Consider the following 13,585-nt stretch of genomic DNA (forward strand, 5'->3'; position numbering starts at 1 on the left):
ACCCTTAATCTAATGAAGCACTTCTATATTAATATAAATACATTAAGAAAATTTTGTATTGATAATTATTTGTAAACTATCTAACCCTTAATTTTTCTATTTGCTTCTTATATTCGTTACTAGAAAAAATAAAACTACCTGCTACAACTACATTACAGCCACAAGAGACAACATGTTCAACATTATTAGCATTAATACCACCGTCAACCTCTATAAATATCTTTTTACCACCAATACTATCCCTAACCTCTTGAATCTTATTCAATGAGTAATTAATAAATTTTTGACCACCAAATCCGGGATTTACTGCCATTATTAAAACAAGATCAACAATATCTACTATATCCTTTATTAAACAAACTGGGGTTGCCGGATTAATAGCAATACCAGCTAAAACTTTAAAGTCTTTTATTGCATTTATAACCCTATCAATATGTTTTGATGATTCAATATGAACTGTTAGAATATTAGCACCTGCAGCAACAAACTCTTCAATATATTGCAAAGGATCTTCAATCATAAGATGAACATCAAAGGGCTTATCTGTATATCTTCTTAACGATTTTACTACTGATGGTCCAATTGTCAAATTGGGTACAAATTTTCCATCCATTACATCAATGTGTATCCAATCAGCCCCTGCCTGATCAATCTTTTCTATTTCTTTGCCAAGATTTGCAAAATCTGCACTTAAAATAGAAGGAGCAATTATAATTTTGTCCATTTTATCTAATTATGAATAGCAGAATAATTTAAATCAATAGTTTTATTAATATTGAAATAATTTTTTTTAAATATACATTTTAGATAATTATGAAAAAGCCACTATTTTTAATTTTAATCTTTTCTTTTCTCTGCCTAGCAAATGGAATAGCTGATGTAAAAAGAGATATGGCAAATAAACTATATGAAAAATATAATATACCTAAAGATTATTCTCTAAAACTCCTAAATAATTATACTTATAATAAAAAGATTATAGAATTGATGAATAGACCAGCAGAAGAAAAAAAATGGGGCTACTATAAAAAGCTATTTTTAACAGAAAAAATGATAAAAAAAGGTATTTATTTTTATAATAAACATAAAAACCTAATTAATGAAATTTCAATCAAATTTAATGTCTCGCCTGAGATACTAATCTCTATTTTAGGTGTAGAATCCTATTATGGAGATCATCGTTCAAATATAAGGGTGTTAGATGCTCTTGGAACCCTTGCTTTTCATTATAAAAGGCGTTCTAACTACTTTATAGGAGAACTAGAGCATTTTATATATTATACATACAAAAATAAAATAGATCCCTATACTATAAAGGGTTCTTATGCTGGCGCTATAGGTATGCCTCAATTTATGCCTAGTTCTATAATTTCATTTGGCTATGATTATGATGGGAACGGACAGGTTGATCTAGATAAATCTTTAGCTGATAGCCTGGCAAGTACAGCTAATTTTTTAAAAAAGCACGGTTGGCAGGACAATATGCCAACAGCAATACTCCTATATGTGCCTAACAAACATAATGAATCCCTCCTTTTAGACAAAAGCTTTACAGTGAACAGATTAAAAAAATTAAATATTAAGTTTTCACTACCAATAAATAAAAATATTAAATGTAGCGTTATAAAAACTGAGGATAAAGACAATAAAGTTAATTACTGGGCTATTTTTAAGAATTTTCATGTATTAAAAAAATACAATCCTTCAAATAACTACGCCTTAGTAATTATATTATTAGCAAAAAAAATAGAAAAATATAATGAGGTAATAAAATGAAAAAAGAAGAGGTATTACAACTGAAAAAAGATTTAATATTAATCTCAGATTATCCAGAGATATATAATGATACTCATCTAGAGGCAAAATTAGATAATCTTAGGAAAGAAGAAGAGATAGCTTTTAATAAACTAACAGACTTAGACAGAAACTGGGTTAATAATTCCTTTAATGAGTGGTTGAATATTTATCTAAATAGAGATTGCTCCAGTTGTTCCTCTAACTGCTGCGATTGTCAAGATTTATAATAATTAATTGGATTACTTATTTTAAATTATTGTTCCATAAATGTTCAAAATCATCACAAGTTATAGGTTTTGAATAGTAATACCCTTGATATTCATCACATCCCAAGCTCTTAAGAATATCATACTGCTCTTTTGTCTCAACACCCTCTGCAATAACCTTAATATCCAAGCTTTTAGTCAACTGCACAATCATATTTATTATCTTTCTATTGTATTCATTTTCTTTTAAACGCATAACAAAGGATCTATCTATTTTTATAATATCTATAGGTAGTTTTGATAAATAGCTTAAACTAGAATAACCTGTTCCAAAATCATCTAGCGATAAAAGGATATTCAGTTTTTTTAGTTCTTCCATAATCCCTAAACTAATATTAAAATCTTTCATTATCATAGATTCAGTTAGCTCCAACTCCAATCTCTTAGGCTCTATATTATATTTATTAATTACTTCTTCTAAAAATAATCGAAGGTTTTTATCGTTAAACTGCAGAGGAGAAATATTTATTGAAATATTTTCAATATTAATCCCTTTTTTTGACCAATATAATAACTGCATACACACTTTATTAACAACCCATTCGCCAACTTCTTTAATATATCCATAAGTTTCAGCTAAAGGGATAAATCTCATTGGAGAAACGAGACCAAGGGTGGGATGATTCCATCTTATTAATGCCTCTGCACCAACAATCTTATCACTTTTTAGAGAAACCTTTGGTTGATAATAGAGTACAAATTCATCCCTTTTAGAAGCTTCGCCAAGCCTCGATAAAATAGCAAAATTTTCCTCAATGTTTACTGTATCTTTAGTATTATATAGTAAATAAGTATTCCTACCCATTTCTTTTGCACTCTCTAAAGCAGATTCTGCTAAATTAATAAGTTTTAATGGATCCTCTGTATCATCTGGATATAAACATGCTCCAACGCTAATTGTAATGGTTATTCTATTATTATAAATATAAAAGGGATCTCTAAGCGCTTCTCTTAATCTATTGATAATAATTAGAATTTCTTTGTCTGATTTGATACCAAAGCAAATTAAAACAAAATTATCTGAGGAAATTCTTGAAAGGGTATCAGTTTCCCTTACTACAGGAAGTAATCTCTTTATAAATTTTTGAATCAAAATATCGCCACCAGGATAGCCAAAATTGTCATTTATAAGCTTAAAATTATCAATATCTATGTATAGAACACCTACCTTTAACTTCATCCTTTTTGCAGTTGCTATAGATTGCTTTAATCTATCATCTAAAAGATTCTTATTGGGTAGCCCAGTTAGAGCATCGTAATTCCTTAAAAAGTCCAAAGAATTCTCTAGCATCTTCTTATGAGAAATATCTAAAGCAGTTATTATATATAATATATTTTTTTCTTTAGTTGTTTTTTTAAATTCTGCCCATACAGGTATGGATATACCTAACTTCTTGTTTAACAACAATTCACCTTCCCAATACCCATCATTCTTCTTATCATCCCAAGCATTTTTTAATATTTGACTAAAAGAACCAAATAATTCAATATCAAAAATACTTCTATTGATCAATTCATCCCTACCATAATTAGTTAGATTACTAAAAGTATTATTTACTGCTATAATATTCTTATTATTATCTAATACTAAAATAGCTTCCTGGCTATTATTAAAAATCTCATAGAAAATATCTTCATCCATAAACATACACCTATATTTATATTAAATAATATAAATATCTATTCTAAAATAAAATTTTTATCTAAATATATCTCATAGGCCCTAACGAGAAGTTCTATCTTTGTTTTTTTAAAATCTTCATCTATTAATTCTTTTAATTTATCAATATCACTCTGATTTACGCAACTAGCCTTTTTTAAGCAGGGGACCTTTGACAACCTATGAAGTAAAATAGAAAAGCTTTCTTTATCATTTATCTCATATATCTTTCTTATGACTATATCATTTCTTCTATTAATAAAATTTTGTAATATTGCACCAAATTTATTTATAACATTAATATTTTCAGCCATAATCCACCTCTCTATAACATGGATATTGTTTAACCTACTCCAATTATATCGTCATATAATAGAAAATGTTAAATAAATAGCAATACATTATTAACTAACTTCTAACTCTTTAAATTTTGTTGCACATTCCTTGGCCAAATTTCTGACACGGGCAATGTAGTTTACCCTTTCAGCTACAGATATTGCCCCCCTTGCATCAAGCAAATTAAAAGTATGACTACACTTTAGGCAATAGTCATAGGCAGGCAAAACTAGGTTATAATCACATAGCCTCTTGCACTCATCTTCATATATCTTAAAGAGCTGGGTCAGCATATTTACGTCGGCTACCTCAAAATTATATTTTGAAAATTGTACCTCATTTTGATAATAAACATCACCATAAGTATAGGTATTGTCCCACTTTAAATCAAAAACAGAGTCTACCCCTTGTAAATACATTCCTATCCTCTCAAGCCCATAGGTTATTTCGCAGGAAATAACATCTAAATCAAGACCCCCAACCTGTTGAAAATAGGTAAATTGTGTAATCTCCATCCCATCAAGCCAAACCTCCCAACCAAGCCCCCACGCTCCTAATGTAGGAGATTCCCAATCGTCTTCTACAAATCTGATATCATGTTCATTAGAATTAATACCTAAAATTTCTAAACTATTAATATAGAGATCTCTTACATTAGGGGTTGTGGGTTTTATAATAACTTGCAATTGATAGTAGTGTTGCAATCTATTGGGATTTTCACCGTATCTTCCATCAGTAGGTCTTCTAGAGGGCTCAACATATACAACATTCCATTTTTTTTCTCCCAAACATCTTAAAAAGGTTGCGGGATTAAAAGTGCCCGCTCCAACCTCAATATCATAGGGTTGCCAAACAAGGCAACCATTTTTAGACCAAAAGCTAAGTAAATTTAAAATTATATCCTGAAATAACATTATAATCCTTTTTTTCTCATAGCATTCCTTCTCAAAGGGATAGAATGTAAGTTAATAAATCCAGTTGCATCTCCTTGATCATATACTCCACTGTCATAATCCATAGAAGCAATTTTTTGACTATATAAACTATATGGTGACTCCCTGCCAATTATATTAATATTACCCTTATAAAATTCTAATTTTATATCACCAGTTACATACTTTTGGGATTCATTGACAAAGGCAATCAAGGACTCAACCTCAGGTGAAAACCAATAACCATTATATACAAGAGAAGCAAAGCGTGGCATTAGAATATCTTTCAAATTTATTAGCCCCCCATCCAAAGTTAAGGACTCTAATTCTCTATGTGACACCATAAGTGCTGTGCCACCAGGAGTCTCATACACACCCCTAGATTTCATCCCCACATATCTTGATTCAACTATATCAATCCTGCCAACGCCATTTCTGCCAGCAATCTTATTTAATTTATCAAGGAGTTCAAAAGGTTTATACTCAATACCATCTAACTTAATTGCTTCACCTTTATTAAAACTTATTTTGACCTCTTCTGGTTTATCTGGAGCATCTTTTGGGTCAACAGTAGACCTAAACATATTCTTTGGGGGAATTTTATTAGGATCCTCTAAAATACCCGCCTCATAGCTTATATGCATAATATTTTCATCAGTACTCCAGGGTGATTCAATTGTTGCCTTTATTGGAATATTATGTTTTTCTGCAAACTCAATAGCCTCTTTTCTACCTCTTATATTATTGTAGAATTCAGGATCCCTCCACGGTGCTATTACTCTCAATTCTGGTGCAAGAGCTGCAACTGATAGTTCAAATCTAACCTGATCATTACCCTTCCCTGTTGCCCCATGGGCAACATATTTTGCATCTTCCTTTTTTGCTACCTCTACCAACCCTTTAGCAATTACAGGCCTTGCAAGTGCAGTACCCAATAAGTACCTATCCTCATACCTTGCATTAAATTTAATTGCAGCATATACAAAATCCTTCACAAACTCATCTTTTAAATCTACTTTGTAAAATTTAGTTGCCCCGCTTGAATAGGCCTTATCTTCAAGCTTACTTAAATCTTCATTCTGCCCTAAATCAGCTACAAATGCTATAACCTCATAACCCCTTAATGTTAACCATTTTAGAATAACAGAGGTATCTAACCCGCCTGAATAGGCAAGTACCACCCTTTTATCATCCATCATCTTCCCCTCCTACATTTATTTGCAATAATTTTAACACTAATGCCTTTTGTATATGCAACCTATTTTCCGATTGTCTATAAATTAAGGACCTGTCACTATATAAAACATCTCTCTCAACTTCTAATCCTATATGTGCTGGCAAACAGTGCATAAAATAACTATTTTTACCAGTTTTCTCCATTAATTCTTTATTAACAGTGAACCTCTTAAAATCAAGCATTCTTTTTTCACGTTTATCTTCATCGCCCATACTTATCCAAACATCAGTATAAACTATATCCGCATCAATTACTGCCTCAGCAGGTTTATTTGTCTCAAATAATTTAAAATCTTTGGAAATAGCTTTAGCCTTCTTAACAATATCTCTACTAACTTCATAACCTTTAGGCGTAGCTATAGAAAAGGATAAACCAAAGATAGCACAAGCGATTGCTAAAGAATTCGCAATATTATTGCCATCTCCAATATAGGCTATCTTCAAACCCTCAAAGGTATTAAAAATCTCATAAATTGTTAGCATATCGGCTAGCACTTGACACGGATGGTATTTATCTGTTAATGCATTTATTACTGGTATATCTGCATATTTTGCAAACTCCTCGACATTTTTATGTGAGGATGTTCTTATAACTAGCAAGTCAGTAAAAAGTGAAATAATTTTAGCTGTATCTTTTATGCTCTCTCCGCGGGATAACTGCAAATCATTTTTACTTAGGATCATTGGATAGGCGCCCATCTCTACAAGACCTGTCTCAAAAGAAATCCTAGTTCTTGTAGAGGGTTTCTCGAATATAAAAGCCCCTTTAACATTTTCTAAATACTTTTTAAATACCTTCTTTCTCCTCATCTCCTTTAGCATAATAGCTATATTAATTATCTCCATTAGCTCATCCTTACTAAAATCTGCCAATGTTAAAAAAGAATTTTTCATATAAACCCTCTCAAAGATTTATCTAAAATATCTAAAGCCTTATCAATGTCATCATTGCAAACATTTAAGGGTGGATATATTCGAATTGTATTTCCACTTGTTGGAATTAATAATAATCCCTTTGACATGCAAGTACTTGCTAACTCATTAGCATTTATATCATTTAAATAGACACCTAACATAAATCCCATTCCTCTAATGGCACCATATTTAGAGAATAGCTTCTCTAATCCCCGCTTTAAATAAACCCCTTTCATTCTAACATCTGCTAAAAAGGTATCCTTTGATACTTTTTTTACAACCTCAGAGGCAACTTTACAAACTAAGTGGTTACCACCAAAAGTGCTTCCATGGGAACCTGGTTTGAAATAATCGGCATACTCTTTTTTTGCTATCATAGCACCTATTGGCAATCCGTTGCCTAAAGACTTAGCTAAGGTAATTATGTCGGGTTTAATATTATAATAATTTGAACAAATAAATTCACCAGTTCTGCCAATACCTGTTTGAACCTCATCAATGATTACTATTATATCCTCTTTATTACAATAATTGACAAGTCTCTCAATATAGCCTTTATTTGCCTCAACAACCCCTCCCTCACCCTGGATAAGCTCTAACATCACTGCAACAACATCATTCTTTTTAGTTGCCTCATAAAAAGCATCAAAATCATTAAAAGGAATATGATAAAAAAAATTGGCAATAGGCTCAAATCCATCCCATATTTTCTTTTGACCTGTAGCAGAGAGAGTAGCATAACTTCTACCATGGAATGAGTTTTCCATTGTAATAATTTTATATCTTAATCCGTCATACTTTCTATTGCCATATATTCTTGCTAATTTTATTGCTGCCTCATTTGCTTCAGCACCTGAATTACAAAAAAAGGCCAAGCCCTCATTAGTATGTTTAAATAATAAACCTGCCAGCTCTTCTTGTTCTTTATTTAAAAACAAATTTGAAGTATGTATCAGCTTTTTTGACTGCTCACATATAATGTTGGCTAAATCCCTATTAGAATGCCCTAAATTAACAACAGATATACCAGAGGTGAAATCTAGGTATTTATCCCCAGAACTATCATATAGATAACAACCATCTCCTCTCACAAAGGTAAAAGGAAACCTATTATAATTATTAACTAAATAACCCATATTCAACCTACCAATTTAATAACTATTTAAACATATCATTTAAATAATTGCAATTAAAAAGAGAATATCTAAATTACATTGCAAATTATTCAATCAAATTGTAAAATCTCCCTATGGAAATTCTCGAGTCCTTATTAGTTGAATTTGAGTCAAAATTCAAGTTTAATATAATATATAAAGAACATAATTTTCCCTTTTATAATGGCAAAGTAACTTTTAGTGGCTTACCCGCAAATAAAGCAATGCTTATATTGAAAAATGCCTCAACTGGAGGGAATAATATACTAGCATTTTTATTTAACACCCCTAATATACCATTAATAGATTATACAATAGAAAATTCCTTTATATTAATAACACTAAGTGCAACATTTATTAGTATACCAACTATTATTATTAATTCGGTAGATGAATTAGAGAATGCCCTAATGTTTTCTTTATATAAATCTAGAAGTTATAAGCTACCAATAAATATAGTTATTCCACAGAAGATAAAAACTAACTTTAACAAAAATAACATTTCAATAGATTATAACTTTGAATATATAAAACCAACAATAAATAAAACAAATGGGATAGATATTTTATCACTAAAAAATAGATTAATTGACATAGAAGATGATTTTAAAAACTTAAAGAAAAAACATAATAATATCATTTATTATATTCCGCAATTAAGAGAAAATGATGAAAAAGACTACAATTTTTCATCTAAAGTTTTCTTAGAAGAAGATAAATATAGACAACCAGATTTTAAATTCAAATTAGATAATATACTCTGCCCGGGATGTCCCTTTCTTATACTTCACAATAATAAAAAATTACAATATGATGAAATCTATACAAGTATTGATTGTGGTGATATTAAAGATATTTTTTCAATAAAAAAATGCACCCTATTTGACTTTATAGGCATTAAAAATAATAAACATTCACTCTTCATTGGCAATTTAACAGAAATCGAAAGTGAACTAAACTGTGAAAATATAATATTTTTAAACAATATGGATATTAAGCATAAAAAAAATTATGCTAAAATAGATAAAGAGATAAATATTTTTGATTATAGTTGTAATAACATACTAAAGAAAAAACCTCTTAAGGTAACGAGAAAAAAATGCCTTTGTATAAACAAGGGCAAATATCCAGAATGTATTGCAAAAACCCATTGTCCAGCTCTTTTTATAGAGGATAATACAGTTAATATAGATGAATCCCTTTGTGTAGGCTGCAAGGTATGTAAAATATTATGCCCCTATGGTGCAATAAAATGAATTATACTCTCTATTTAATAGGGTTAAACAGGCTTTTAACCCATAGAATATCAACTCTTTTATATACCTCAATTAAAAACTCAGATTATAAAGTATGCACTTTTCTCACACTACCTAAACATCAATACTATCCTCTAATATACACCTTCAACATATATGGCAGCAAAAAAGATGATAAAATTGATATACTCGTAGATTTTGACTACAAAGTGAAAAAATATAAAGATATAATTTATCTATCCTATAATGAGCTAAATATAAGATATAATAAAGAACAAAAGCACTACTGGTCAATCACAGGAAAACTATTAACATATTTAGAAGATGTTTCACCAGCCTTTATTACAGGTTTTCTAGTTGAAAATAATAAAAAGGAAGAACTTGCTTTATTTAGGGAATTTTTTAAAATATAATTTATAAATTATAAATACTATCTATAAATTTAGTATAGAATTCAGTAGGCCCATCTGCATCTATTCTACTTGAGACAGTTTTAATTGTATATAACCCGTACACTGCTGATTTAAATGGTTGGCACCTGCTTAAAAAGATTGCAACTGACATAGCTGCCATGCAACCCGACCCTGTAATTTTCGTTAACAAAATATTTCCACCAACAAGCTTTTCATAGTTTTCTCCATCGGTGATAAAGTCAATATCCCCTGTTGCTGCCACAACGATATTATGTTTCCTAGAGATATAGGCTAAAGCCTCCTCTACCCTGGATCTTTCATGTTCACAACTGTCAACACCTCGTTGTTGTATTCTTTCACCTGCAATCTTTAAAATTTCAGAATAATTACCTTTAACTATATCAATTAATCCTTCTTCCAAAAAATATTGAGTGACATAGGATCTAAATTTTGAAACACCAACACCCACAGGATCTAACACAACCCTTTTATGATTTAATTTTGCAGTCTTTGCGGCAACTTTCATTGATTCAAATTGTTCTTTTGTAATTGTACCAATATTTAATAGCAAAACATCGGCCATAGTAACAATCTCTCTAATTTCACCCACATAGCTAGCCATTATAGGTGAGGCCCCTAGTGCTAAAGCAAAATTTGCCGTAATATTTGCTACAACAATATTTGTAATGCTATGTATTAGAGGCTTATCATCTCGTATTATACTTAAAACCTTTCTATAATCCTTAATATCCAACATATATCATCATTCTAATAATAAATAAAATTTATTCAAGCTATATAAAACAAATTTCATATTTACTTTAATTAAAAAAATATTAATGTAATAGAGAGTAGATTTGTATAAATTTAAATAATTATAAATGACAGGTAAAAGAGATTATAAAGTTCTCCTAGTTGGAACACCGAATGTTGGTAAAAGCACAATTTTTTACAACCTAACAAATAAATATGCAAATGTATCTAATTATCCAGGAACAACAGTAGACTATTCATATGGCAAGATTTCTGTTGGTGAGCATCATGAACTTACACTTATTGACACCCCTGGGCTATATAATCTTATAACTATTACTGAAGAAGAGAATGTCGCAAAAAAACTAATATTTGAAAGCTCTGCTGATGTTATAGTTCACGTTATAGATGCAAAAAATATAGACCGCTTACTACCATTAACACTACAGCTTATTGAAGCAAAATTGCCTGTTATATTAGTACTAAATATGATTGATGAATTTAAAAAAAATAATATGGACCTTCAGGTTTCACATCTAGAACATGATTTAGGTATACCTGTAGTTGAAACAATTGGAATTAATAAATATGGTATAAAAAATTTAAGAGCAAGAATCATAAGTGTCGCAGAAAAAAGATATAAATTCCCCACCCTAAGCCTTAAATATCCAAAGGATGTAGAAATAAATATTAGTAAAATAAAAAGTTTGTTACAAAATGAATATCCAATATCAAAGAGAGCACTATCACTTTTACTATTAGAGGGAGATCGTTATGCAAAAAACCTGATAAAAAATGAGATACATTATGCTGAGATAATTAATATATTAAACAACTTGCAGACGGCTAATGTGAGAATTATTATAGAACACACAAGATTTGAATATGCAAATAAACTACTTAAGGAACATTTAACAGTTAAAGAAAAAAAGAAAAATAGAATAAACAACTTTATAGACTACATAACACTCAATCCTTTCTTTGGCATCCTATTGGCAATATTAATCATATATATTGGGCTTTATAAATTTGTAGGCCAATTTGGGGCAGGTTTCCTAGTTGATAGGATTGAAGGCTTCTATGAAGATAATATAAACATATACATTAACAATTTCTTTCTAAACTTTATAGGTGATAATCAGATTACCAAGCTTTTTGCTGGTGAATACGGTATATTTACATTAGCTATAAGATATGCAATAGCTATAGTTCTACCCATTGTGGCAATATTCTTCATATTTTTCTCAATTTTAGAGGATTCTGGATATTTAGTTAGATTGTCAATGATGCTTGATGGTTTATTCAAAAAAATTGGTTTATCTGGTAGATCTGTTATTCCGTTAGTATTAGGTTTAGGTTGTGGCACTATGGCAGTAGTTGTAACAAGAACATTAGAAACTATTAGAGAGAGATATATTGTAACTTTTTTACTAGCCCTAACTATACCATGCTCTGCTCAAATTGGTGTAATTCTTGCTATCTTAGGAGATTCATCATTAGCACTTTCAATTTGGGGTTTAACAATACTTATAATACTAGTTATTTCAGGCAGTATTCTAAATAAATATACTAAAGGAGAATTGCCAACTTTTTTTATGGAAGTTCCACCAATTAGGATACCCCACATTAAAAATATACTTTTAAAGACCTATGATAGGTTAAAATGGTATTTTTTAGAGGTTCTACCTTTGTTTATCCTTGCAAGCCTCCTTATATGGATTGGTAAAATTGCCCATATATTTGATTTTTTCACTTATATTTTATCTTATCCTGCAATGTTAGCAGGCCTACCCCCGAAAATAGGTGAAGTACTTCTATACGGATTTTTTAGAAGAGACTTTGGCATAGCAGGCTTATATGACATAAAAGATCTACTTACACTGAAACAAATTGTGGTATCTTGTGTTATATTGACCCTCTTTGTGCCATGTATAGCTCAATTTTTGGTAACAATAAAAGAAAGAGGGCTAAAAACAGCAATTTTTATATTTATTACAGTTATACCAACCGCTTTTCTGGGCGGAATAATCGTTAATTGGGTACTCTCATTAATTATATAATGATAAAACAATAATGACCTTAAATGAATGTAAGACTAATAAAATCTATATTATAGACGCAATAGATGCTAATAATGAAAATAATTTTAAAAAGATATGTTCCCTTGGTTTATTACCTGGAATAGAAATTGCAATAGTAAAAACTAAACCACTCATAGTATTTAGATTATCGAACACACTATTTGCAATAGATAAATATCTAGCAAGGCATATATATGTCAAAGAAATTAACACATAGAGCTAAAATTATTGAGATCATAAATGAGGAAAAAGCATTAATTGAAATTGACAATTATAATATATGTAAAAACTGCCCAAGCAAATCAATGTGTAATCCATTAGATGAAAATAGCAATATTAAGATCATTGATATTAATAAAAACTTTGATCTGCAACCTGGGGATATAATAGAGGTTGAAACAAGCTCAAATAAACTTTTTAAATCAACTTTTTTAATTTATATGTTACCAATAGTAATAGTATTAATTACTGCCCTTTTTATGAAAAAATTTCAAATTAACGATTTATTAACAGCAATATCAACAATATTTGTATTAATTCTATATTTTTTTATATTACACATTATTTATAAAAAAACGCCTCAATTTAAATATTTACAAATTAGAAAGTTAACCAATAATAATAAAAATTAAATTAATAAGAAAGGAGGCAATATGAAAAAGAAATTAATTGTAATTTTACTATTAACCTTATTTTTTCAACCTTTCCTTTATAGCAAGGAAGAGGCAAGCAATACCAAAAAGGTGCTCATTATTCTAAATGACTACCCCTATGACGGCTCAGACA

At 29.8% G+C, this 13,585-nt stretch carries 15 protein-coding genes; 7 read left to right on the forward strand and 8 right to left on the reverse strand.

Translation table 11 applies throughout. The features are described 5' to 3' along the window. Positions 1 to 76: 76 nt before the first annotated feature. Entirely contained in the window at positions 77 to 724 is a 648-nt protein-coding gene (gene rpe, locus SVN78_04575; protein ID MDY6820879.1) for a ribulose-phosphate 3-epimerase, read from the reverse strand. 89 nt (positions 725 to 813) lie between these two features. Between rpe and SVN78_04580 the strand changes: the two genes are divergently transcribed. Continuing rightward, positions 814 to 1,776 (forward strand): lytic murein transglycosylase, encoded by a 963-nt coding sequence (locus tag SVN78_04580; protein ID MDY6820880.1) that lies wholly within the window; start codon positions 814 to 816, stop codon positions 1,774 to 1,776. After that, positions 1,773 to 2,024: a hypothetical protein gene (locus tag SVN78_04585; protein ID MDY6820881.1), complete on the forward strand. Its 252-nt coding sequence runs from the start codon at positions 1,773 to 1,775 to the stop codon at positions 2,022 to 2,024. Before SVN78_04580 ends, SVN78_04585 begins: the two co-directional genes overlap by 4 nt. A gap of 16 nt (positions 2,025 to 2,040) precedes the next feature. Here SVN78_04585 and SVN78_04590 read toward each other — a convergent pair whose 3' ends face one another. The 6 genes from SVN78_04590 to SVN78_04615 all read right to left on the reverse strand — a co-directional run bounded on the left by SVN78_04590 (position 2,041) and on the right by SVN78_04615 (position 8,278). Then, complete coding sequence (locus SVN78_04590) at positions 2,041 to 3,705, reverse strand: EAL domain-containing protein (protein ID MDY6820882.1); 1,665 nt, start codon at positions 3,703 to 3,705, stop codon at positions 2,041 to 2,043. A gap of 38 nt (positions 3,706 to 3,743) precedes the next feature. Next, positions 3,744 to 4,037, reverse strand: a complete 294-nt coding sequence (locus SVN78_04595; GenBank protein MDY6820883.1) for a hypothetical protein — start codon at positions 4,035 to 4,037, stop codon at positions 3,744 to 3,746. Positions 4,038 to 4,127: 90 nt separating this feature from the next. Then, on the reverse strand, positions 4,128 to 4,973 hold the full coding sequence (locus tag SVN78_04600; GenBank protein MDY6820884.1) for a glycine--tRNA ligase subunit alpha: 846 nt from the start codon (positions 4,971 to 4,973) through the stop codon (positions 4,128 to 4,130). Continuing rightward, a complete protein-coding gene (locus SVN78_04605) occupies positions 4,973 to 6,187 on the reverse strand; it encodes an argininosuccinate synthase (GenBank protein ID MDY6820885.1) in 1,215 nt (404 codons plus the stop codon). Before SVN78_04605 ends, SVN78_04600 begins: the two co-directional genes overlap by 1 nt. Continuing rightward, the gene (gene argF, locus SVN78_04610; protein ID MDY6820886.1) at positions 6,180 to 7,121 is read right to left on the reverse strand and encodes an ornithine carbamoyltransferase; all 942 of its coding nucleotides are present in this window, start codon (positions 7,119 to 7,121) and stop codon (positions 6,180 to 6,182) included. Before argF ends, SVN78_04605 begins: the two co-directional genes overlap by 8 nt. Next, on the reverse strand, positions 7,118 to 8,278 hold the full coding sequence (locus SVN78_04615; GenBank protein ID MDY6820887.1) for an aspartate aminotransferase family protein: 1,161 nt from the start codon (positions 8,276 to 8,278) through the stop codon (positions 7,118 to 7,120). The genes argF and SVN78_04615 overlap by 4 nt, the downstream gene beginning before the upstream one ends. Positions 8,279 to 8,391: 113 nt before the next feature. Between SVN78_04615 and SVN78_04620 the strand changes: the two genes are divergently transcribed. Together SVN78_04620 and SVN78_04625 are read left to right on the forward strand one after the other, a co-directional pair. Then, complete coding sequence (locus tag SVN78_04620) at positions 8,392 to 9,552, forward strand: 4Fe-4S binding protein (GenBank protein ID MDY6820888.1); 1,161 nt, start codon at positions 8,392 to 8,394, stop codon at positions 9,550 to 9,552. Beyond that, complete coding sequence (locus tag SVN78_04625) at positions 9,549 to 9,965, forward strand: hypothetical protein (protein MDY6820889.1); 417 nt, start codon at positions 9,549 to 9,551, stop codon at positions 9,963 to 9,965. Before SVN78_04620 ends, SVN78_04625 begins: the two co-directional genes overlap by 4 nt. Position 9,966: 1 nt before the next feature. Here the strand turns inward: SVN78_04625 and thiM are convergent, their stop codons facing one another. Beyond that, positions 9,967 to 10,722 carry a hydroxyethylthiazole kinase gene (thiM, locus tag SVN78_04630; protein MDY6820890.1) on the reverse strand — a complete coding sequence of 252 codons (756 nt, stop codon included), beginning with the start codon at positions 10,720 to 10,722 and terminating at the stop codon, positions 9,967 to 9,969. A gap of 124 nt (positions 10,723 to 10,846) precedes the next feature. On the opposite strand from thiM, the gene feoB reads away from it, so the two are divergent. Genes feoB through SVN78_04645 form a run of 3 tightly spaced genes read left to right on the forward strand, consistent with a single transcriptional unit; the run spans position 10,847 to position 13,431 of the window. Then, the gene (gene feoB / locus SVN78_04635) at positions 10,847 to 12,778 is read left to right on the forward strand and encodes a ferrous iron transport protein B (GenBank protein MDY6820891.1); all 1,932 of its coding nucleotides are present in this window, start codon (positions 10,847 to 10,849) and stop codon (positions 12,776 to 12,778) included. 13 nt (positions 12,779 to 12,791) lie between these two features. Continuing rightward, positions 12,792 to 13,016 (forward strand): FeoA family protein, encoded by a 225-nt coding sequence (locus SVN78_04640; protein ID MDY6820892.1) that lies wholly within the window; start codon positions 12,792 to 12,794, stop codon positions 13,014 to 13,016. Continuing rightward, positions 12,994 to 13,431 carry a SoxR reducing system RseC family protein gene (locus SVN78_04645; GenBank protein ID MDY6820893.1) on the forward strand — a complete coding sequence of 146 codons (438 nt, stop codon included), beginning with the start codon at positions 12,994 to 12,996 and terminating at the stop codon, positions 13,429 to 13,431. Before SVN78_04640 ends, SVN78_04645 begins: the two co-directional genes overlap by 23 nt. Positions 13,432 to 13,585 lie beyond the last annotated feature (154 nt).

The organism is Deferribacterota bacterium (genome assembly GCA_034189185.1).
Taxonomy (GTDB): Bacteria; Chrysiogenota; Deferribacteres; order Deferribacterales; family UBA228; genus UBA228.

Bases quoted from the DNA above. Each gene is read 5' to 3' on its own strand.
- SVN78_04585 (MDY6820881.1), top strand. From the start codon at position 1,773: ATGAAAAAAGAAGAGGTATTACAACTGAAAAAAGATTTAATATTAATC.
- SVN78_04590 (MDY6820882.1), bottom strand. From the start codon at position 3,705: ATGGATGAAGATATTTTCTATGAGATTTTTAATAATAGCCAGGAAGCT.
- SVN78_04580 (MDY6820880.1), top strand. From the start codon at position 814: ATGAAAAAGCCACTATTTTTAATTTTAATCTTTTCTTTTCTCTGCCTA.
- SVN78_04640 (MDY6820892.1), top strand. From the start codon at position 12,792: ATGACCTTAAATGAATGTAAGACTAATAAAATCTATATTATAGACGCA.
- thiM (MDY6820890.1), bottom strand. From the start codon at position 10,722: ATGTTGGATATTAAGGATTATAGAAAGGTTTTAAGTATAATACGAGAT.
- SVN78_04620 (MDY6820888.1), top strand. From the start codon at position 8,392: ATGGAAATTCTCGAGTCCTTATTAGTTGAATTTGAGTCAAAATTCAAG.
- rpe (MDY6820879.1), bottom strand. From the start codon at position 724: ATGGACAAAATTATAATTGCTCCTTCTATTTTAAGTGCAGATTTTGCA.
- SVN78_04615 (MDY6820887.1), bottom strand. From the start codon at position 8,278: ATGGGTTATTTAGTTAATAATTATAATAGGTTTCCTTTTACCTTTGTG.
- argF (MDY6820886.1), bottom strand. From the start codon at position 7,121: ATGAAAAATTCTTTTTTAACATTGGCAGATTTTAGTAAGGATGAGCTA.
- SVN78_04595 (MDY6820883.1), bottom strand. From the start codon at position 4,037: ATGGCTGAAAATATTAATGTTATAAATAAATTTGGTGCAATATTACAA.
- SVN78_04645 (MDY6820893.1), top strand. From the start codon at position 12,994: ATGTCAAAGAAATTAACACATAGAGCTAAAATTATTGAGATCATAAAT.
- SVN78_04605 (MDY6820885.1), bottom strand. From the start codon at position 6,187: ATGGATGATAAAAGGGTGGTACTTGCCTATTCAGGCGGGTTAGATACC.
- SVN78_04625 (MDY6820889.1), top strand. From the start codon at position 9,549: ATGAATTATACTCTCTATTTAATAGGGTTAAACAGGCTTTTAACCCAT.
- SVN78_04600 (MDY6820884.1), bottom strand. From the start codon at position 4,973: ATGTTATTTCAGGATATAATTTTAAATTTACTTAGCTTTTGGTCTAAA.
- feoB (MDY6820891.1), top strand. From the start codon at position 10,847: ATGACAGGTAAAAGAGATTATAAAGTTCTCCTAGTTGGAACACCGAAT.